This window comes from Jidongwangia harbinensis (assembly GCF_020216025.1).
GTDB lineage: Bacteria > Actinomycetota > Actinomycetes > Mycobacteriales > Micromonosporaceae > Actinoplanes > Actinoplanes harbinensis.
The window spans coordinates 197,994-217,748 of sequence record NZ_JAIWNC010000009.1 but is presented as its reverse complement, the minus strand read 5'-3'; the positions used below and the strand labels follow the sequence as shown (position 1 = coordinate 217,748).

Annotated in this window: 19 protein-coding genes; 3 read left to right on the top strand and 16 right to left on the bottom strand. The window is 74.4% G+C overall.

The genetic code is table 11. The features are described 5' to 3' along the window. Nucleotides 1-25: 25 nt before the first annotated feature. Nucleotides 26-1,012 carry a Clp protease N-terminal domain-containing protein gene (locus LDL48_RS14630; RefSeq protein WP_225255645.1) on the bottom strand — a complete coding sequence of 329 codons (987 nt, stop codon included), beginning with the start codon at nt 1,010-1,012 and terminating at the stop codon, nt 26-28. A 167-nt stretch (nt 1,013-1,179) separates the two neighbouring features. Between LDL48_RS14630 and LDL48_RS14625 the strand changes: the two genes are divergently transcribed. Beyond that, nucleotides 1,180-1,611 (top strand): DUF5980 family protein, encoded by a 432-nt coding sequence (locus LDL48_RS14625; RefSeq protein ID WP_225255644.1) that lies wholly within the window; start codon nt 1,180-1,182, stop codon nt 1,609-1,611. A gap of 54 nt (nt 1,612-1,665) precedes the next feature. Here LDL48_RS14625 and LDL48_RS14620 read toward each other — a convergent pair whose 3' ends face one another. From LDL48_RS14620 to fdxA, 3 genes are read right to left on the bottom strand one after another with little or no spacing between them, the layout of a single operon-like run. Beyond that, entirely contained in the window at nt 1,666-2,676 is a 1,011-nt protein-coding gene (locus LDL48_RS14620; protein WP_225255643.1) for a prephenate dehydrogenase, read from the bottom strand. Nucleotides 2,677-2,684: 8 nt separating this feature from the next. After that, a complete protein-coding gene (gene dapC / locus LDL48_RS14615; RefSeq protein ID WP_225255642.1) occupies nt 2,685-3,782 on the bottom strand; it encodes a succinyldiaminopimelate transaminase in 1,098 nt (365 codons plus the stop codon). Between the two features lie 3 nt (nt 3,783-3,785). Beyond that, nucleotides 3,786-4,112, bottom strand: coding sequence for a ferredoxin (gene fdxA / locus LDL48_RS14610; protein WP_225255641.1), 327 nt, complete (start codon nt 4,110-4,112; stop codon nt 3,786-3,788). An 85-nt stretch (nt 4,113-4,197) separates the two neighbouring features. Between fdxA and LDL48_RS14605 the strand changes: the two genes are divergently transcribed. Continuing rightward, nucleotides 4,198-5,169 carry a GNAT family N-acetyltransferase gene (locus tag LDL48_RS14605; protein WP_225255640.1) on the top strand — a complete coding sequence of 324 codons (972 nt, stop codon included), beginning with the start codon at nt 4,198-4,200 and terminating at the stop codon, nt 5,167-5,169. A 15-nt stretch (nt 5,170-5,184) separates the two neighbouring features. Here LDL48_RS14605 and LDL48_RS14600 read toward each other — a convergent pair whose 3' ends face one another. From LDL48_RS14600 to LDL48_RS44505, 3 genes are all read right to left on the bottom strand, one after another. Then, nucleotides 5,185-6,198 (bottom strand): hypothetical protein, encoded by a 1,014-nt coding sequence (locus LDL48_RS14600; protein WP_225255639.1) that lies wholly within the window; start codon nt 6,196-6,198, stop codon nt 5,185-5,187. A gap of 137 nt (nt 6,199-6,335) precedes the next feature. Beyond that, nucleotides 6,336-6,833 carry an LPXTG cell wall anchor domain-containing protein gene (locus LDL48_RS14595; RefSeq protein ID WP_225255638.1) on the bottom strand — a complete coding sequence of 166 codons (498 nt, stop codon included), beginning with the start codon at nt 6,831-6,833 and terminating at the stop codon, nt 6,336-6,338. A gap of 79 nt (nt 6,834-6,912) precedes the next feature. After that, nucleotides 6,913-8,727, bottom strand: coding sequence for a DUF4012 domain-containing protein (locus tag LDL48_RS44505; protein ID WP_225255637.1), 1,815 nt, complete (start codon nt 8,725-8,727; stop codon nt 6,913-6,915). A 78-nt stretch (nt 8,728-8,805) separates the two neighbouring features. On the opposite strand from LDL48_RS44505, the gene LDL48_RS14585 reads away from it, so the two are divergent. Then, the gene (locus tag LDL48_RS14585; RefSeq protein ID WP_225255636.1) at nt 8,806-10,023 is read left to right on the top strand and encodes a glycosyltransferase; all 1,218 of its coding nucleotides are present in this window, start codon (nt 8,806-8,808) and stop codon (nt 10,021-10,023) included. Here the strand turns inward: LDL48_RS14585 and LDL48_RS14580 are convergent. The 9 genes from LDL48_RS14580 to LDL48_RS14535 are packed head-to-tail and all read right to left on the bottom strand — an operon-like array spanning nt 9,951 to nt 19,652. After that, nucleotides 9,951-11,474 carry a hypothetical protein gene (locus LDL48_RS14580; protein ID WP_225255635.1) on the bottom strand — a complete coding sequence of 508 codons (1,524 nt, stop codon included), beginning with the start codon at nt 11,472-11,474 and terminating at the stop codon, nt 9,951-9,953. The genes LDL48_RS14585 and LDL48_RS14580 overlap by 73 nt on opposite strands. Beyond that, nucleotides 11,471-12,292, bottom strand: a complete 822-nt coding sequence (locus LDL48_RS14575) for an FkbM family methyltransferase (RefSeq protein ID WP_225255634.1) — start codon at nt 12,290-12,292, stop codon at nt 11,471-11,473. The genes LDL48_RS14580 and LDL48_RS14575 overlap by 4 nt, the downstream gene beginning before the upstream one ends. Then, a complete protein-coding gene (locus LDL48_RS14570) occupies nt 12,289-13,242 on the bottom strand; it encodes an NAD-dependent epimerase/dehydratase family protein (RefSeq protein ID WP_225255633.1) in 954 nt (317 codons plus the stop codon). Before LDL48_RS14570 ends, LDL48_RS14575 begins: the two co-directional genes overlap by 4 nt. Beyond that, entirely contained in the window at nt 13,242-14,555 is a 1,314-nt protein-coding gene (locus LDL48_RS14565; RefSeq protein ID WP_225255632.1) for a nucleotide sugar dehydrogenase, read from the bottom strand. Before LDL48_RS14565 ends, LDL48_RS14570 begins: the two co-directional genes overlap by 1 nt. Continuing rightward, the gene (locus LDL48_RS14560) at nt 14,510-15,502 is read right to left on the bottom strand and encodes an NAD-dependent epimerase/dehydratase family protein (RefSeq protein ID WP_225255631.1); all 993 of its coding nucleotides are present in this window, start codon (nt 15,500-15,502) and stop codon (nt 14,510-14,512) included. The genes LDL48_RS14565 and LDL48_RS14560 overlap by 46 nt, the downstream gene beginning before the upstream one ends. Beyond that, nucleotides 15,499-16,260: a nucleotidyltransferase family protein gene (locus LDL48_RS14555; protein ID WP_225255630.1), complete on the bottom strand. Its 762-nt coding sequence runs from the start codon at nt 16,258-16,260 to the stop codon at nt 15,499-15,501. Before LDL48_RS14555 ends, LDL48_RS14560 begins: the two co-directional genes overlap by 4 nt. A 32-nt stretch (nt 16,261-16,292) precedes the next feature. Then, nucleotides 16,293-17,246 carry an NAD-dependent epimerase/dehydratase family protein gene (locus tag LDL48_RS14550; RefSeq protein ID WP_225255629.1) on the bottom strand — a complete coding sequence of 318 codons (954 nt, stop codon included), beginning with the start codon at nt 17,244-17,246 and terminating at the stop codon, nt 16,293-16,295. Between the two features lie 10 nt (nt 17,247-17,256). Further along, nucleotides 17,257-18,552 (bottom strand): lipopolysaccharide biosynthesis protein, encoded by a 1,296-nt coding sequence (locus LDL48_RS14545; protein ID WP_225255628.1) that lies wholly within the window; start codon nt 18,550-18,552, stop codon nt 17,257-17,259. Continuing rightward, nucleotides 18,540-19,652, bottom strand: a complete 1,113-nt coding sequence (locus LDL48_RS14535; protein ID WP_272493050.1) for a glycosyltransferase — start codon at nt 19,650-19,652, stop codon at nt 18,540-18,542. Before LDL48_RS14535 ends, LDL48_RS14545 begins: the two co-directional genes overlap by 13 nt. Between the last annotated feature and the right edge of the window lie 103 nt (nt 19,653-19,755).

The following is a 19,755-nucleotide window of genomic DNA, read 5'->3' as shown; positions in this document are numbered from 1 at the left end:
GAATCTGACCGTCCGGCCGGTGCGCTCAGCGCGCCAGCTCCCGCAGATCGACGCCGAGCTTGTCCAGCAGGCGTGCGGCCCGGGTGTTGTCGTGGGCCAGCAGCCGGCTCAGCAACTCGGCGGTGTCCTGGGGCCACTGCTCGTCGCCGCGCCGGAGGATGGCCTTCGGGGACACACCGTCGGTGCCCAGGTCGTAGACGTCGACCGCGGCGGCGAGCCGTTGGTGGTCGAAGCCGGTGGCGGCGAGCAGCCGGCTGCCGTGGTACTTGTCGGCCGCGCCGGCGGACAGGTGCGGGTAGGCGAGGCCGACCTCGTAGGTGGCCAGCATGGCGAGCAGGATGTCGTCGGTACGCGGCCTGCCGCCCCGGCGCTTGGCGATCTCGTCCACCTCCAGCGACACCCACATCACCGGGGTCACCGCATAGTTGATCTGCACTCGGACGGCGAAGGAGAGCAGCCGGTCCCGCAGGCCCCGCCCCCGGTACCGTTGCCGGCCGATCAGCATGTCCCGGGTGACGCGCAGGGCCGGAGCGACCCGCTCCTCGCGGTGCGGTCGTTCCCGGGTGCGGGCGGCCCGTGCCACCTCGTCGACGTCGGCGCCGCAGTCGCGCAGCACCGCCGCGGCCCGGCAATCGTGGTCCTGCAGGAGCGCGGCGAGCAGGTCCTCCGGCCGGCGGGGATTCGCGCCGGGCAGCTCCCGGCAGCGGATCAGCGCCGCCGCCGCTCCGCCGGTGAACGGGGTAGGCCCGGTCAGGCCCGCGACGGTGACGTCGGTGTCCGGATGTGCCGGGCCGTCCGGCACCGCCCAGCGTCCGTGGTGGTGATGGTCCCGGATCACGGCGCGCAGGACCGGTCCGGTGATGTCGAAGGCGTCGAGCAGGCGGGCGACCCGGGGAGCGGCCATGACCAGGCCGGCCAGGAGAAGATCGGTGCCGATCTCCTCCCGGCCCATGCAGCGCGCGTAGTGGACCGCGTTGGCGGTCTCGGTGTCTCCGGCGAATTCAACAGGCATGCGAGTCAAGGTAGGTGCCGGCGCCCGGCCGGCGCTTCGGTCCGCCGAGGGATCGTCGTCTCCAACCTCGGGCATAGAAGGGCTAGCAATCCGTTGAAGGCTCAACAATACTGTCCGGATAGGACGGAGGGTCCACTTTCGTCCAATGACCAGTTTTGGAGGCCAGTGTGAGATCGACCCCCCGAGCCGTCACCTGGAGTCTCAGCATCCTGTCCGGCGTCCTGACGCTGTCCCTGCTCGGCAGCCCGCCCGCCGCGGCCGCCACCAGCACGCCCCCGGCCCCGACCACCTGGAAGCTTGCGGAATTCCACACCCGCATCTGCGTCGACGCGGAGGTCGGCCGCGGGGGCTACTTCATTGTGTGGATCGACGGGACCTGGCACACGACCCTGGAGGTCGGGGTCGAGGACCTCCCGCCCGGTTCGACGAGCACGGTCACCCCGGTGGCACCCCAACCAAGCGAAGGCAGCCGCGCCACCGGCATGCTGTGGGACATCCCGCCGAGCCCGCCGGGGACGTACCAGGGGGCGATCTACGCCGCGGATGGTTCGGTGCGGCAGACCATACCCCTCACGGTCGACGTGCGGACCCGCTGCTGACGGTCCGGACCGTGGGCCGCGTCGACACCCCGGTCGACGCGGCCCGGCCGCCGTTCACGCCACGCCGGCCGGCACCAGCGCCCGGTAGACGACCGCGTCCGGCCCCACCTCGCAGCCCGTCAGATGCCCGCCGGCGCGGCCCAGGTCGAGCAGGAAGGCCCGCTCCGCCTCGTCATCCGCCGCGAAGCGCCGCTCGGCCGGCTCCAACCGGCGGTGCAGCAGCTCGGCGCGGAGCTGCCGGCCGATCTCGAACTCCTGCCGCAGCGCCGGGTCGTCCGCGCGTTCCAGCCGGTCGACGATGCCGTCCAGGCTGTCCCGCAGCAGCCGGACCTGGCGCAGGACCGCGGCGCGGTTCTCGGTGACCATGTCGGCGGTCCGCCGGCTCGGCGCGCCGGCCACCCGGGTGCCGTCCCGGAAGCTGCCGGCCGCCAGCGCGAGGACCCCGTCGCGCACGGACGAACGCGCCACCGCACCGGCGAGAGCGCCGGCCACCACGTGCGGCAGGTGCGAGGAGAGCGCCACCACGTCGTCGTGCCACACCGCCGGCATCGGCACCACCCGCGCCTCGAACACCGTGCTCACCGTGGCCACCAGTGCCCGGAAGTGCGGCAACGCCACCGGCTGATCCGGGCACAGCACCCACGGCGCCCCCTGGAACAGCGTGGCGCTGGCCGCGGTCAGGCCGGCGTGCTCCGTTCCGGCCATCGGGTGGCCCGGCACGAACCGCCGCAGCCGGTCGTGCTCCGCGACCGCCGCGACCGCCGCCTTGGTGCTGCCGACGTCGGTGACGACGCACTCGTCGGAGGTGTGCTTGACCACCTCGCTCAGCGCGTCCGGCAGGGACACCAGCGGACCGCAGAGGAAGACCAGATCCCGGCCGGCCACCGCGTCGGACAGCCGCTCGGCGAACGACAGTCCGGCGGACCGGCCGAACTCCCGGGTCGCCGGGTCCGGGTCCCAGCCCACCACGTCGGCGCCGGACTCGTGCAGCCGCATCAGGACCGAACCGCCGATCAGGCCGGTGCCGACCACACCGACCGCCCGACCGATCGCCCGGTTCGTCATCGGCAGGCTCAGCTCGTCAGCCGATCGGCCGCCGCGTCGATCCGCTCATCGGTCGCGGTCAGCGCCAGGCGCACGTGCCGGCCGCCGGCCGGACCGTAGAACGCTCCGGCCGACCCGAGCATCCCGCGGGCGGCCAGCCAGTTCATGGTGTCCCAGCAGTCCTCGTCGCGGGTGGCCCAGAGGTAGATCCCGGCCTCCGAGTGGTCGACCGTGAACTCCGCCTTCTCCAGCGCGGCACGCAGGGTGGCGCGGCGCCTGCGGTATCGCGCCCGCTGCTCTTCGACGTGCTCCTCGTCGGTCAGCGCGGCGACCATCGCGGCCTGCACCGGGGCCGGCACGATCATGCCGGCGTGCTTGCGTACCGCGAGCAGCTCGGCCACCAGGGCGGGGTCGCCGCTGACCAGGCCGGCCCGGTAGCCGGCCAGATTGGAGCGCTTGGACAACGAGTGCAGCGCCAGGATTCCGGTGTAGTCGCCGCCGCAGACCGCGTCGGAGAGCACTGAGACCGGGTTCTCCGCCCAGCCGAACGACAGGTAGCACTCGTCGCTGACCACCAGGACGCCGCGTTCCCGCGCCCAGGTCACCACCTTGCGGAGATGGTCGACCGGCAGCACCCGGCCGGTCGGGTTCGACGGCGAGTTGACCCAGATCATCCGGACCCGCCGGTCCGGGCCCAGCGCGGTCAGCGAGTCGGCGCGCACCGCGGTCGCGCCGGCCAGCCGCACGCCCACCTCGTAGGTCGGGTAGCAGACCGCGGGGATCGCCACCACGTCGCCGGGGCCGATGCCGAGCAGCGTGGGCAGCCACGCCACCAGTTCCTTGGAACCGATGGTGGGGAGCACGCCGACCGGCCCGCCGGCGCCGCACGCGGCGGCCACCCAGGCGGACATGGCCGCGCGCAGCGCGGCCGAGCCGGCGGTCAGCGGATAGCCCGGCTGGTCCGCCGCCGAGTCCAGCGCGGCGCGCACCGCGGACGGGACCGGGTCCACCGGCGACCCGATGGAGAGATCCACCAGCCCGTCAGGATGCGTCGCCGCGGTGGCCTTGATCGGTGCGATCACGTCCCACGCGAAGTCCGGCAGACCCGATGAGAGCGGTGCGCGCACCGGTCAGTGCTCGTTCAGACCGGGCGGCTGGGCGGCCACGAACGTCGCGTCCTTCTCGATCTTGCCGACCTTGGAGGCGCCGCCCGGTGAGCCCAGATCCTCGAAGAACTCGTAGTTCGCGTTCGTGTAGTCCTTCCACTGCTCCGGGACGTCGTCCTCGTAGAAGATCGCCTCGACCGGGCAGACCGGTTCACAGGCCCCGCAGTCGACACACTCATCGGGGTGGATGTAGAGCATCCGGTTGCCCTCATAGATGCAGTCGACCGGGCATTCCTCGATGCATGCCTTGTCAAGCACATCGACGCAGGGCTCAGCGATGATGTAAGTCACGGGTCTTTCCCTTCCGGCAAGCCACGCCGCGGCAACCGCGACGGCACGGGCAGAGCCTAGTATCCCAGCCGGAGGGAGGTCACACGTGCTCCGACGGCAGGATGTGGGACACCGGGTGGTGGTACGCCGAATTGTAGGCGTTTCCGCCGATCGCCCGCTCTTCTCGGACGCGCTGGGTGAGCTGGTCGACCTCACCGAGACGGACCTCACTATCGCGACCGCGAACGGCACGCTGCGCGTACCCCTGCGGGAGGTGCACCGGGCCAAACGGGTGCCGCCTGCGCGCCGCCCGCGCGCCGCCGACGTGATCGCGCTGGAACTCGCCGCGAACGACGGCTGGCCGGCGCCGGTCCAGGCCCGGCTGGGCCACTGGATCCTGCGGGCCGCGCAGAACTGGACCGGCCGGGCCAACTCGGCCCTGGCGGCGGGCGACCCGGACCGTCCGCTCGAGGCCGCCATCGACGCGGTGACCAGGTGGTATGCCGACCACGGCCAGACCGCGCTGATCAATGCGCCGATGCCGTTGGCCGCACCGGTGAACTCCGCCCTCGACGAGCGCGGCTGGACCGCCCGGCCGCTGACCCTGATGCAGACCGCGCCGCTGGCCACCCTGCTGGCCGCCGTCCCGGCCCGGGCCGACCTGCCGCCGGTCGAGTTGGCCGACTCCCCCGCCGACGACTGGTACGCCATGGTCGCCGAGCACAAGGGCACCCTGCCGGACGCCGCGGTGCGGGTGCTGACCGGCGTACCCACCGCGGTGTTCGCCCACGTCCGCGACGCCGACGGCGGCCTGCTCGCGGTCGCCCGGGGCGCGGTGACCGGGCCCGACCGCTGGCTCGGCGTGGCACTGCTGCAGACCACCCCGGCCGCGCGCCGGCAAGGGCTGGGCGCACACGTCACCCGGGCGCTGGCCCACTGGGCGCGGCAGCACGGCGCGGGCCGGGCCTATCTGCAGGTCGAGGAGCGGAACACGGCGGCGGTCACGCTGTACGGGCGGCTCGGCTTCACCACCCACCACACCTATCTGACCCGCGAGCAGCCGCAGCCCGCGACGTGAGCCGGCATCCGCCGATCACCCGCCGGCCGACCTGCCCGGCGACTTGGCCCTCGGGGTCGACGGCCGCTGCGGGTATGGCGTGTACTGACTCTGTGGCGGAACGTACTGGCCCGGTGATGACGTGTCGTGGCCCTGTGACGCCGAGAAACTGAACGGGTTCGAGTCGTATCCGGGCGCCTGGGTCAGCGGCACGCCGGCGCCGACGTCCTTCCGGGTGGTGTCCGGGAAGTAGTGCCGATGAGCCGCTTCGACCCGCCCGGTCGGGCTCTCGCTGCCTCGCAGATAGGAACGATGGACGTCGTTCTGGCTGAGTTCGCCGTTCTTCATCGCCAGCTCCAGGGCGGACGTCTCCCTCGAGTACAGCGTGGACGGCTTGTGCTCGGAGTCCAGGGCACGTCGGAAATCCAGGCCGGTCGTCTGCTGAGTGAGGTACTCCGTCATTCCCTCGATGGCGTCCTTGCTCAGCGGCGACCGCAGCGCACCTTGGAAGACGTTGCTCTCCAGGGTGTGCCAGGATTCGTGGACGTAAGCGGGTGCGGGCTGGTCGAATCCGTTCATCAGCACCTGCCGCGCACCTCGGTCCCCCGGAGTGGTGATGCCCTCCGTGGCGGCCATCTGCCCCATGTTGCCCGGCCTCTGGCCCTGCGTGTACTGCGCCGCGAACTGCATCGGATCACCGCTGATCGACGCGGAGGACAAGGTCGACTGAAGCTCGGGCGTGTTGACGTGGTGCGTGTCCAGATATGACTGGACCGCCTGTTTCGCATACCCCACCTTGTCCTGGTGGTCGGGCGTCCAACTGGTGCCGTCGGTGAAGTTCAACGTGTTGGAGATCTCGTTGGTGTAGACGACGTTCGGTCCGCTGACGGTGGGCTCCGCCTCCTGGAGCCGGTTGGGAATCCACATCCTGCTTGCCTCAGGGAGACTCGCCGGGATGAAGACCTTCAGATTGTGCTGGATCACCTGATACCTGATCTGGACGTCCCGCGTGTCGTCGTACGGCACGGAGAAGTGCCTGTCCTCGGCCATGTCCACCCCTTCCTGGTGCCCACCACAACGAACACCGACCGCGGGCGGTTCACGGTCCCGGGCCGCATCGACGACGTGGCAAAGCGCTGCCCGGCGATCGGATCGCCGGGCAGCGCCGTGGTCGTACGAAGGGTCTTTCAGGACGCGGAGCCGGCCCGCCGGCGGCGGGTGAACCACAGCGCCCCCGAGCCGAGCAGCACGGCGCCGACACCGCCGTAGAGCATCCCGGCCATGTCACCGATCGACGGGCCGGTGGTCGGCAGGGCCTCCCCGCCGTCGCCGTCGCCGCCGCCGTCGCCGTCGGCCGTCACCCGGACGTTCTGGACGACGACCACGCCGGACTCCTGACCGGTCGCGGTGAGCACCGCGGAGCCGACGATGGACAGCGCCACGACGGTCCGGAAACTGCCGTCGGCCGACGCCCGGACGGTCTTGAGCACGTAGACCTTGCCGCCGTAGACCGCGGTGATCTGGACGAGTTCGCCCGCGCCGAAGCCGCTGCCGGAGAAGGTGAGGGTGCCGCCGTCGGGGACGACACCGTCGGAGACGGACGAGGCCGGCTCACCGATCGGGTACGGCGCGGCGTGGGCCGCGGCCGGACCGACGAAGATTGCTGCCAGAGTCGCAAGGATCAAAACGAGATTACGAGATACGCGCACAACCGCCCCTTCGGAGAGGGATCAACGGGAAGGTCTAATAGGTTCTGATGTGAAGCTATCGTCCTGATTTGCATCCGTCCGGCGTTTCGACCGATTGCTCCCAGGGAGCGACCGCCGGTGTGGTCCACAGGCGCGGCACCAGCGCGCTCTGCCGCCCGGCCGGGTAGACGCCGGTCACCAGCGTGACGTCGAGCGTGCGGTGGCCGCCGGGCGGCACGTCCACCACCACCTGGCCCACCGCGCGCCCCCGGTCCAGCCCGGATCCGAACGGGTGCTGCTCGCCGTCCAGGTGCATCCGCTCCAGCGAGCCACCGGCCGGGCTGTACACCGCCACCACCGTCCGCACCGTGTACGGGTCGCCCGCCAGCCCGAGCCCGGTCACCGCCCGGGACAGCCCCGAGCGGGGCGCCGTCGACCGCAGCTCGACGCGGACGGTCAGCTCGCGACGCCCGTCCCCGCGGCACCGGCCGGCCGTCACCCGCGCCGCCTGCCGCAGGTAGTAGCCGAGCTTCGCGCCGCTGCCGTCGTTCAGGAACACCCCCACGGTCGGGCGCTCGCCGTCGTCGGCCGGCAGCACCCCGGACAGCACCGTGCCGGCCACCCAGCGGTTCTCCGCCGGCCGGGCACTCCACACCAGCAGCCGGCGCTCCCCGGCCGCCCGGGCCAGCGCCGCCAGCAGCTGTGCGGCGTCCCACCGGCGGCTCGTCACCGCCTCGAACGCGGCCCGCGCCGCCCGGGCGAAGAACGCGTCCTGCTGCTCGAGCGTGACGTCGCGGCGGTACATCCGGGACAGCAGGATCGGCACGGCGGCCTCGGCGGTCAGCGCCGGCCCGCCCGGCACCGGCACCGTGCCGACCGCGCCCAGCAGGTAGGACAGGGCGACCGGATCGGTGGTGAGCACACCGTCGACCGCCCGCCCCGAGCGCCGCCGGTACATCTCCCGGGCCAGCGCGGCCGCCGTCGGGAAGTGCGGGGTGAGGTTCACGTTGCCGAAGAACGTGCCGAGCCGGTCGGTCCACAGGGTCCGGTCGGACGCGGTCAGCGGCAGCACCGGCCGTTTCCAGCTCACCCATTCCGACGGCGCGCCCTGGTCCACGATCGCCACCGCGCCGCGGTCCGCGCGGACCACGACGTACGCGCCGGACAGCCCGCCGGTGGCGCGGATCTCGGCCGGATTCTGGAACAGCACCAGATAGGTCCGGGCACCGTACGCACCGAGCATGGTGGGCAGCGCCGCGGCGCTGCGGTTCGCGGTCGTGGTCACCGCCGCCGCCTCGCCGAGTTTGGCGGTCAGTTCGGCCACCGCCGACCGGACCGGCTCGCTCAACCCGCCGGCCGGGATCGCGGTGACCCGGTCCAGGGCCGCCCGCACCGCCGTGTCGGCCGCGCGCAGCCGGGGCGCCGCCGCCTGCAACGGCGCCAGATCGATCCGGCCGTTCCGCGGGGTGAGCGCGGCCGGGTTCGTCGTCGCGGCCGTCGCCACCAGCGGCGGAAGCCCGTCCCGGGCGAGATCGTCGAGAGCGGCCGCGACGGTCCGCACGGCCGTGAACTCGTCGCCCACCACCGGCAGCCGGCCGCCGATCGACCAGCCGGGGTCCGCGGTCTCGGCGCGGGCCGCCGCGGTGGACCGCTGCAGCGCGGCCAGGGTGCCGGTCGCCGCCGGATCACCGGTCACCAGCTGACCCCGCAACTGCTGCACCAGCGCGGCCGCCCGCACCAGGTGGTCCCGGGCGTTGCGGGCGCGCACGCCGACCCACAGCGTGCCCGCGGCGAACAGCACCAGCACCAGACCGGCGGCGAGCACGACGAACCAGCGGCGGCGGCGCCGCACCGGCCGGGCCGGCGTCTGGACAGCTTCGGTCTCCGGCACGTCGGCCCCGCCCCTCGTGACGATGAACAATCGCGGTTCCCGGGAAGCCGGGCACCCCGGTCCTTAATGTCCATGATTGTGAGAGTCGTCGTCGCCACTGAATCCCGGTTCACCCGAACGCCGGACGGTGCGGTGTGGACCCGGGAAGGGCCGGCCGCATCGTTCTTCGCCCGCTACCTCGCCGCGTTCGACGAGGTGCGGGTCGTGGCCCGGGTCGCCGACACCGCCATCCCGGACCCCGGCGCCCGGCGGGTGGACGGCCCCGCCGTCGCGGTCTGGCCGGTGCCCCACTACCTGGGACCCCGGCAGTACCTGCGGCGGCGTCCGGCCGTGGTCCGGGCGGCCCGGGCCGCGGCCGCCCCCGGCGACGCCGTGGTGGTACGCGCCCCGTCCCCGCTCGGCGCCCTGCTCGCCGGTGCCCGGCACGCCACCGGCCGGCCGTACGCGGTCGAGGTCACCGGCGACCCGTACGACGTGTTCGCGCCCGGCGTCGTCCGGCACCCGCTGCGCCCGGTGCTGCGGCGGCACCTCACCGCGGCGCTGCGGCGGCAGTGCCGCGACGCCGCCGCCGTCGCCTACGTCACCGAGGGGTACCTGCAGCGCCGCTACCCGGCCGCGCCGGGCGCCCGCACCGCCGTGTACTCCAGCGTCGACCTCGCCCCGGACGCCTACGTCCGCCGGCCGCGCGGCGCCCGCACCGTGCCCGGCCCGCCGACGCTGGTCTCGGTCGGCAGCCTGGAGCAGCCGTACAAGGGCGTCGACACGCTGCTGCGCGCACTGGCCCGGCTGCACGCCACCGGGACGCCCGCGCGGCTGGTGCACGTCGGCGACGGACGCTGCCGTCCCGGGCTGGAGCGGCTCGCCGCCGACCTCGGCCTCGGCGGTCAGGTGCACTTCGCCGGGATGCTTCCGGCGGGCGAGCCGGTCCGCCGTCACCTGGACGCGGCCGACCTGTTCGTCATGCCGTCCCGCACCGAGGGCCTGCCGCGGGCGCTGATCGAGGCGATGGCCCGCGGCCTGCCCGCCGTCGGCACCACCGCCGGCGGCATCCCGGAACTCCTGCCGCCCGGCGACCTGGTGCCGCCCGGCGACGACGCCGCCCTCGCCTGGGTGGTCGCCGGCCACCTGACCAGTCCCCGGCGGGCCGCCGCCGCGTCGGCCCGCAACCTGGCCCGGGCCCGGGACTTCGCGGACCACGTGCTGACCGCCCGCCGGGACGCGTTCTACCGGGCGTTGCGCCGGGCGACCGGGGACGCCGCCGCCCGCGGCCGGACCACGGTGGCCGCCGGGGGCTGACGCACCACGGCGCAGGCCAGCAACGCCGCCAGGCCGACCGGCAGGAACCGGGTCACCAGCATCACCACCACGTTGTCCAGGTCGCTGGTCAGCGTCAGCACCGACGCCAGGCACAGCGCGGGCGCGAGGATCTTCGGGCCCAGCTCGTCGCCGTACCGGGCCCGGCGGTAGAGCCTCTGCGCGCCGCGGATCACCAGGCCCAGCACGCCGAACGACAGCACCGCACCGAGCGGCCCGAAGTTCAGCATGGCCTCGCCGGCGATGCCGTAGATGCGGCTCGCCCCGACGCTGGCCTGGTGGTCGTACGCGCCCACGCCCATCAGGACCTCGGTGCCGTACACCGCCTTGCTCGGCGGGCGCTCCGGCAGGAGCCGGTTCGGCACCAGCACCAGCACGTCGCCCACGTACGAGCGGCCGTACCCGAGATCGCCCTGCCCCTGCCGCTTGCGATCCAGGACGATCGCCTGGATGTCCGACCGGCCCAGGTCGCCGAGCAGCATCGTGGGCACGTCCCGGCCGGTCTCCGCGGAGACCTCGGCCACCGTGCGGGTGCCCCGGGCGATGTCCAGCACGTCCGTGCCGGCGCTCTTGTACAGGCCGTAGATGTACATGAACGACCCGAACACCAGCGCGAAGATCACCAGCGCCTTGCGGGACACCCGGGCCACCAGCAGGTGGACCAGCATCAGCCCGAGCAGCACCGGCCAGACCGTGTTGCTGCGGCTGCCGCGCAGGCCACCCACCAGGAACTGCACCAGCGCGAAGCCGGCCAGCAGCAGGAGCACCAGTTCCGGGCGGCCGGCCAGCGCCCGCCGCCGGTGCACCACGATCAGCACGAAGATCAGCATCGGGAACATCTCGGCGGTCATCAGCAGCCAGCCCAGCCCGGTCAGCGCCTCCCGGTCGCTGGTCACCGTGGCCAGGAACCCGAGCACGCCGCCGAACCGGAGCACCACGACGACGAAGGCCAGCATCCCGATCGCCACGCCGGCGCCGACGATCCGGACGAACCGGCGCTCGTCCAGCCGGACCCGGAAACGCGCCCGCGGCGGCGCGGAACGTCCGGGCAGCGCGACCACCCAGCGGTAGAGGATCAGGCCGGCGACGTTCAGCACGGCCATCGTGCCCAGCGCGTCCGGCCAGCTCACCGACGGGACGATCCGCGTGGGCCAGTAGTCGAGCAGGACGTGCAGCAGGGGGGCCAGGTAGAAGAAGTGGAAGCCCAGCACCGCCAGCACGCCACGCGGGTCGAAGGTGTCCAGCCGGCCGCGCAGCCACGCCACCACGTCCGCGCCGATCAGCACGCCGCACGCCGCCACCGGGACCACGAACCAGTGCCACAGCCGGGCGTCCAGCGTCACCGCCGCGAGCGTGCCCGCCCCCACCAGGCAGGCGGACACCAGCATGTCGCCGGAACCGTCGCGGGTGGCCGGCCCGGCCACGGTGCTCACGCGGTTCCGCCGCGCGCCGCCGCGTACACGTAGTACGGGATCCACGGCCGCGCGTCGTCCGGCCGGGTGCGTACCGCGAACCCGGCGCCGCGCAGCAGCTCGGCGACCGCGTCGAAGGTGCGCTGCCCGGGGCGGCCGGACGGGCCGGCGAGGAAGTCGTGACACGACACGGTCAGGTGGCGCACCCGGGCCAGCGTCTCCGGCGCGGCCGACAGCACGGCCCGCTCGGCGCCCTCGATGTTCATCTTCAACAGGTCGATGCGCTCCAGCCGGAACTCCGCCACCAGGTCGTCCAGCGTCCGGCCGGGCACCGCGACGCCGGTGGCCGACACCCCGTTGCGGATGTGGTCGGCACCGTCCTCCAGGTGCACCGGGCCGGATCGCTCCACCACGGCGCAGGCGACCACCGCCACGTTGCGCAGGCCGTTCTCCGCGACGGTCCGGGCCAGGGCGCGGGCCGTACGCGGGTGCGCCTCGACGCTGATCACCCGTCCGAGCGGGCCGACCAGCCGGGAGAACAGGCGCACCTCGCCGCCCACCCCGGCGCCCACGTCGACCACCGTGTCGCCCACCCGGGGCACGTAGTCCCACAGGAAGACGTCCCGGGCATAGCGGTCCTGCCGGGCCGGCGTGGGCCCGCCCAGCCGGGTGTCGACCAGCACGCCGTCGCGGTACCGGTGGATCCAGAGGCCGTCGTCGTGCCGCACCGCGCACCACGCGCCGCCCCGCACGGACAGCACCAGCGACCCCAGTCCGGCGACCACCCGCGGCCCGGCCCGGCGCTGCAGCGCCCGCGCCGCCCGCTGCCGCGTGCTCATCGGTCGCGGTACCAGGCGAACGTGCGGGCCAGGCCGTCCTCCAGCGGTACCGCCGGCTCGAAGCCGGTCAGCTCGCGCAGCCGGGTCAGGTCCGGGCAGCGGCGCGTCACCGAACCGGCCGGCGCCGGGCGGGTGACCAGGTCCGCGTGCGCACCGGCCACCCGCAGCACCAGCTTGGCCAGGTCACCGATGTTGGTCTCCGCGGTGTCGTCGCCGATGTTCACCACGCCCTGAGCGGCCGGGTTCGCCATCAGCCGCAGCATCGCCTCCACCGCGTCGTCGACGTAGCAGAACGCGCGGGACTGGTCGGCGCCCCACACTCGGAACGGATCCTCCCCGGCCAGCGCGCGCAGCGACATCTCCGGGATCACGTGGTCCGCGCCCATCCGCGGGCCGTACACGTTGTGGAACCGGCCGACGACCGCGGTGCCGCCGGCCGCCGCCACCCCGTGCAGCAGGGCGGCCTCGCCGAGCAGCTTGCTGATCCCGTACGCGAACCGCGGCTCGGCCACGTCGCGCACCAGCATCGGCACCCGCTCGTCGGTCGGCACCGGTACCACCCCGGCGGAGACGCCGCCGGCGTACACCTCACTGGTCGAACTGAAGAACACCCGCCGGCCCGGCGGGAGCCAGTCGAGCAGGTGCAGCGCGGTGAGCGTGTTGACCCGGATCACCCGGGCCGGGTCGGCCTCGACGTTGCGCACCCCGACCACCGCGGCGAGCAGGTACACCTGGTCGTGGCCGGGCGACAGGGCGGACCAGGCGGCCGGATCGGTCAGGTCGGCGGACACGATCCGCACGCCCGGCGCCGCCCGCAACGCGGCCACGTCCCGGTCGTCGGCGCCCCGGGAGAAGTCGTCCACCACGGTCACCGCGTGCCCGTCGGCGACCAGCCGCCGGCACAGGTGCAGGCCGATGAACCCGGCGCCGCCGAGCACGAGCACCCGCATCACGCCACCACCCGCGCGGCGGTCCGCGGGGCGGCGTACCCCAGACCCGCGTAGCGGATGCCGGCCGCGGTGACGGCCGCCTCGTCGAGGACGCGCCACGAGTCGAAGACCACCGCGGGCCGGTCCCCGCCGACCCAGGACTCCACCCGCAGGGCCCGGTAGTCGGGGTGGTCGTTGACGATCAGCACCGCGTCCGCGTCGCGGAACGCCCGGTCCAGGCCGACCGGCTGGACGCCCTGGGCGAGCAGCACCTCGTCCGGCACCATCGGGTCGTGGCCCAGCACGGTCATCCCGGCGTGCCGGAAGACCGGCAGCATCGCCGGTGCCGGGGCGCCGCGGGTGTCGTCGGTGGGCGGCCAGCCCTTGTAGGCCCAGCCGAGGACGGCGAGCCGGGCGCCGGCCGCGTCCCCGCGCTCCTGCCGGACCAGGTCCACCACCCGGTCGGCGACGTGCCCGGGCAGGTACTCGTTGAGCCGGCGGGCCGCGCCCACCAGGAACGGCGCCCGCTCGCCCGCGCTCTCGATCATCAGGTACGGGTCCTTGGACAGGCAGCCGCCGCCGACGTACCCGGGCCGGGCCAGGTCCGGCCGCGGATAGTCCAGGTTGGCGCCGCGGATGACCTCCAGCGGATCCAGCCCGTGCCGCTCCGCGATCAGCGCGACCTCGTTGCCGAACGAGTAGATCAGGTCGGTGTGGCAGTTGTTCGACAGCTTGATCAGCTCGGCGGTCTCCAGGCTGGACACCGGCACGACCGAGCGGGCCACGCCGCCGAACAGCTCCAGCCCGGCGGCCCGGCTCTCCTCGTCCAGCCCGCCGACGACCTGCGGCAGCTCGACCAGCTCGCGCAGCGCCTGCCCCTGGATGGTGCGCTCGGGCGCCATCACCAGGCGCACCGTCCCCCAGGCCGCGGCCAGCGGCGGCAGCACCACGGCGCGGCTGGTGCCCACCGGGACCGTGCTGCGCACCACCACCAGGGTGCCGGGCACGCAGGACCGCGCCACCTCAGCGGCGGCCGCGGCCAGATTGCCCAGATCGGCGGTACGGGTGACCGGGTCCACCGGCGTGGAGACGCAGAGCACCACCGCGTCCAGGTCCGCGGAGAGGCTGCTGCCCAGCGTGAAGTTCCGGCCCAGGCTCGCCGCCAGGACCTGTTCGACGCCCGGTTCGAACTTGTGGGCGCGGCCGCGCCGGAGCGCGTCCAGCACGGCCGGGTCGGCGTCCACGCCGTGCACCCGGTACCCCCGGTCGGCCAGGACCGCGGCCAGGGTCAGGCCGACGTAGCCGAGCCCCACGACGCCGATTCTCGAATGCACGCCGGCTCCTTCTCTTCGAATCCTGCAGCGGCGGGCCGTGGCACGGCCTGCTCGGGTCCGGGGTCGGCGGCCGCCCACAGCGCCGCCAGGGTGTCGGCCAGCACGTGCCGGGGCCGCCAGCCGAGGTCGCGCGCCGCCGCGGACACGTCGGCCCGGATCCACGGCACGCCCGCGGACCGCGCGGCCGCCGCCACCGGCGCCGCCTCGCGGACCGCGCCCGGGAAACCGGCGATCACGGACAGCTGCCGTACCGCGTCGCGGGTGCACACCGCCGACCCACTGCCGACGTTGTAGACCGCCCGGGGCACGGCCGGGACGAGCACCGCGGCCGCGACCGCGGCGGCCACGTCGCGCACGTCCACGAAGTCGCGGTACGCGTCCAGCGGGCCGAGTGCGATGTGGTCGTCGCCGGCCGCCAGCGCCCGGCGCAGCAGCTGCGCCGCGCGGCCCAGCACGTTCTCCGCGGACAGGCCCGGCCCGATCGGGTTGAACACGCGCAGCGCCACACCGTCCACCTGACCGGCCGCGGCGGCCAGGGCGACCAGCCGGGTCGCGGCCAGGTGGCTGACGCCGTACGGGCCGACCGGCCGGGTGTCGTCGTCCTCGGACACCGCCGCGCCGCGCGGGACCGGGCCGTACTCGCCGGCCGATCCGATGCGCACGAACCGGGCGCCCGGCGCGGCCTGGCCGATCGCCTCCAGCAGGGTCGCGGTGGCCAGCGTGTTCGCCCGCACCAGATGGGTGGGGGTGCCGCCGAGCGCCCCGGCACAGCTGACCACCGCGTCGGGGGCGGCGGCCCGGATCAGTCCGGCCACCTCGTCCGGCCCGGCGGTGAGCAGGTCGCACGCGGCCCGGCCGGGACAGGTCAGTTCGGCGTGCGGGGCGAGCGCGGCCCGGACCCGGGCACCGAGGAAGCCGGACGCGCCGAACAGCAGGACCCGCCTCACACCGGCTCCGGCACCGACGGCTGCGCGCCGGCCGGGCGCGGGCGCGGCGCGGTGGGCAGCAGCAACGGCTCCAGCCGGTGGAACGAGCGGTTCGCCTCGTCGTAGTCCTCGGGCCGGCCGATGTCGAGCCAGTAGCCGTCGTACGGGTAGTCGGCGGGCATCCGGCCGCGGGCGATGAGGTCCAGCACGAGTTCGTCGAAGCCGTACCGCCGTCCCGCCGGGTAGCCCGCGATGGTGCTCCGGGAGATGCCGTAGACGCCCATGTTGACCCGGTAGTCGAGGGTCGGCTTCTCGTGGAACTCGACGACCCGGCCGCCCTCGATCTCCAGCACCCCGAAGTCGATCTGCACGCTGCGCCGGAACGTGGCGACCGTGAGCGGGGCGGTACCCGCCTGGTGGGTCCGCAGCACGTCGCCGTAGTCCAGATCGGTGAGGATGTCGCCGTGCATCACCAGGAAGTGCTCCGGCAGGTGGTCCCGGGCGTAGAAGAGCGGTCCGGCGGTGGACAGGTCGGCCTGCTCCTCCAGGTACGCCACCCGCAGCCCGAACCGGGAACCGTCGCCGACGAAGGCCCGGATCAGCGAGCCCATGTGGTTGATCGCCAGGGTCACGTGGGTGAAGCCGCGGGACGCCAGCTGGTGCAGGACGATCTCCAGGATCGCGTGGTTGTCGCCGATCGGAACCAGCGGCTTGGGTAGCGTGGTGGTGTACGGCCGCAGCCGCACTCCCTTGCCGCCGGCCATGATGACCACGTGCATCGGGCCTCCCGTTGTCGTGTGTGGAACGCGGTCTAGCCGGCGAGAGCGCCCACCGCGACGTTGGCCTCGAACCAGGCGACGGTGGCGCGCAGGCCGGCGTCCAGCGGATGCGGGGCGGCCGCCGGGAACAGCCCGCGCAGGGCCGCGTTGTCGGCCTGCGAGTGCCGCACGTCGCCGGGGCGCACCGGCGCGGACTCGCGGGCGATCGGCCGGCCGAGGATGGTCTCCAGCTCGGCCAGCACGGTGATCAGGTCGGTCCGGACGCCGAACGCCAGGTTCACCGGGTGCGGTGCGCTGACCCGGCGGCGGACCGCGTCGCAGAGCACGGCGCAGACCGTGTCGATGTAGGTGAAGTCGCGGGACTGGAGTCCGTCGCCCTGCACGGTCGCCGGGGCGCCGGTGAGTGCCGCGTGGACGAACCGCGGGATGACGGCGGCGTACGGGTGGTCGTGCCGTTGGCCCGGGCCGTACACGTTGAAGAACCGGAACGCGAGCGTGGCCAGACCGTATGTGCTCTGGTACGCCAGCGCGTACGCCTCGGTGGCCTGCTTGCTCACCGAGTACGGGCTGAGCGGCCGGGTCCAGGCCAGTTCCGGCTTGGGCAGCACCGGGTTGGCGCCGTACACCGAGGACGAGGAGGCGACCACGACGTGGCCGGCGTCGTGCCGGCGGGCGGCCTCCAGCACCCGCAGCGTGCCGGTGGCGTTCGCGGCGTGCGAGGCGAGCGGATCGCGCACCGACCGGGGCACGCTCGGCAGGGCGGCGAGGTGGACGACGGCGTCGCATCCGGCCATCGCGCGGTCCAGTGCGGCATCGTCCAGAATGGACCCGGTGACCAGTTCGGCGTCGAGGCCGGTCAGGTTGGCCGCGAGCCCGGTGGAGAAGTCGTCGATGATCCGGACGTCGCTGATCGCCGCGTCGGCGGTTGCGGCGCGAACCAGGTTGGATCCGATGAAACCGGCACCACCGGTGACCAGCAGTCGCATGTTCCGGACGCTACACGCTTTGCACCTTGGCGTCCTTTTTATGGTTTTTATTAGCTGGATCGGCTGTTCCGGCCGGGACCGCCACGTGCCGGCACGCGAGCCGCCACGCCGCGCCCGACAACCCGGCCGCCACCACCAACCCGGCCAGCACCGCGCCCGGCACCCCGCACAGCGCGACCAGCAACGGGTACAGCACCAGGGCGGCCACGCACCCGGCCAGTCCCAGCGCACCGGCCGTGCCCAGCCGGCCCCGGCCCAGCAGCGCCCGGCTGGCCACCTCGAACGGCGCGAACGCCACCCCGGCCAGCAGCAACGCCAGCAGCAACGGCCGGGCGCCGGCGAAGGCGGGGCCGAACACCGGCACCACGAGCAGCCAGCCCGCCGCCGCGACCGGCAGGGCCGACGCGGCCGACCAGAGCACCGCCCGGCGCACGGCCCGGCGCAGGTACCCGACGCCGGCGCCCGCGGCGATCTCCCGCAACGCGACCTGCCCGACCGCGATCGGCACCAGTCCCGGCAGGCCGGCCACCGTGACCGCCAGCGCGTACACCGCCACCGTGGCCGGATCGGTGAGCGCGCCGACGGCGTACCGGTCCACCCGCAACGCCAGCACCAGACCGAGCGTGAGACCCAGCGCCCGGGCACCCGCCCGGGGCAGCGCGAGGACCCGCCGCCCGGGGAGGCGGCGCAGCGCACCGAGGCCGGACGCGCGCAGCCGGGCCGACTGCGCCACGCCGGCCACCGCCATCGCCGCACCCTGGGCCAGCAGCGCCGCCCAGGCCGTGCCGCCGAGCAGGACGCCGGCCAGCACGCCCGCGGTACCGGCCGCGGCCACCACGACGGCCCAGCCACCGCCGGCGGCGAACCGGCCGCCCGCGTACCAGACGTCGGGCAGCTGGGTGAGGGCCACCGCCCCGGCGGCGTTGACGAACGCGGCCAGCAGGAAGGCGGGCGCCGCCAGGGCCGGGTCGATCAGCACCGCGGTGAGCACCGAGACCAGCATCGACAGGAGTCCCGCGGCCCCGGCCGCGACCACGGTCCACCAGGAGAAGGCGGCGATCAGGTCGCGCCGGGCCGCGCCCTGCGCCCCGGGCAGCCGGGCCCGCAGCGCCGAGCCGGTGCCGAGGCCCGCCAGCAGCGCGGCCACTCCGGCGGTCACCGAGCCGATCACCATGAGACCCCGCTCGTGCGGTCCCAGCAGGCGGGTGGCCAGCACCGCACCGGTGGCGATCAGTACGGCGCGGAGCCCGCCCGTGCCGGCCAGGCCGACCAGCGCCGACCGGCTTCCGGCGATCAGCGCGCCCACAGCGCCGTCCACTGTGCCGCCGCCCGGTCCAGCCGGAACGGCGAGTCCCGCAGGGCCGCCGCGATGTCCGCCCGGCGCGCCGCCGGGACCGCCGCGGCCTCCGCCACCGCGTCGGCCCACCGCTCCGGCCCGGCCGCCAGCGGCAGCAGCCGCAGTCCGTCCACCAGCGCGGCCACCTCGACCAGGCAGGGCAGGTCGGTCGCCACCACCGGTACGCCCGCGGCGAGCGCCTCCAGCACCACCCCCGGCAGCCCTTCCCGCCGCGACGGCAGGACCAGCACGTCCGCGGCGGCCAGCACCGGGGCGATCGCCGGGACCTCGCCGGCCAGCAGCACCGACGGATCGGCGGCCAGGTGCGGATCGGCGGCGGTCAGGTCGGCCGTCCCGCCCGGCCCGGCGAACAGCAGCACCGCGTCCGGCCGGCCGCGGCGCAGCGCCCGGTGCACGTCGAGCAGGTACGGACGGTTCTTCACCGGATGCGCCCGCCCGAGGTGCACCAGCACCGGCCCGGTCCCGGCGATCCCCAGGTGCCGGCGGGCGGCGTGCCGGTCGCCGCCGGTGGCTCGGTCGACGTCCACGGCGTTGTACAGCGGACGGTACCGGCCGTCACCCGGGCGCGGGCCGGCGAAGGCGAGCGCCGCCGCGGTCACGCCCACCACGTCGGTGGCGGCCCAGCGCAACACCCGGCGCAGCACCGCGCGGCGGGCCCGCAGCGGCCACCGGTCGGACCGCTCGTCGGCCTCGCTCCACATCCGGGCCACCCGGATCGGCACGCCCGCGGACCGGGCCACCGCCAGCACCCCCGCGCTGCTCAGGCTCACGTGCGAGACCACCACGCGGGGCCGCGCCGAGCGCAGGGCACGCCAGAGCCGCCAGGGGAACGACGGCAGCGGCCGCAACGGGCAGCCGCGTACCTCGGCGCCGGTCGCCCGGAACTCCTCGGCGAGCACGCCCTCCCGCCCGGCCAGGGTCAGGAAGGTCTGCGCGGCCTGCCGCGGCGGAATCGCCCGGCAGAGATCCAGCGTGGCGGTCTCGGCGCCGCCGCGGTCGAGGGAACCGATCACATGAACGACCCCGACCGCTCGTGAATTGTTCCCCATCAGCCCACCGTAGCGGTATCAGCCGTTTCAGGAACTTTGATCCGTTTTCCGGCCTACCGTGCTGGAGTGCGAGTTGCCGTGGTGCTCAAGACCAATGTCGGCG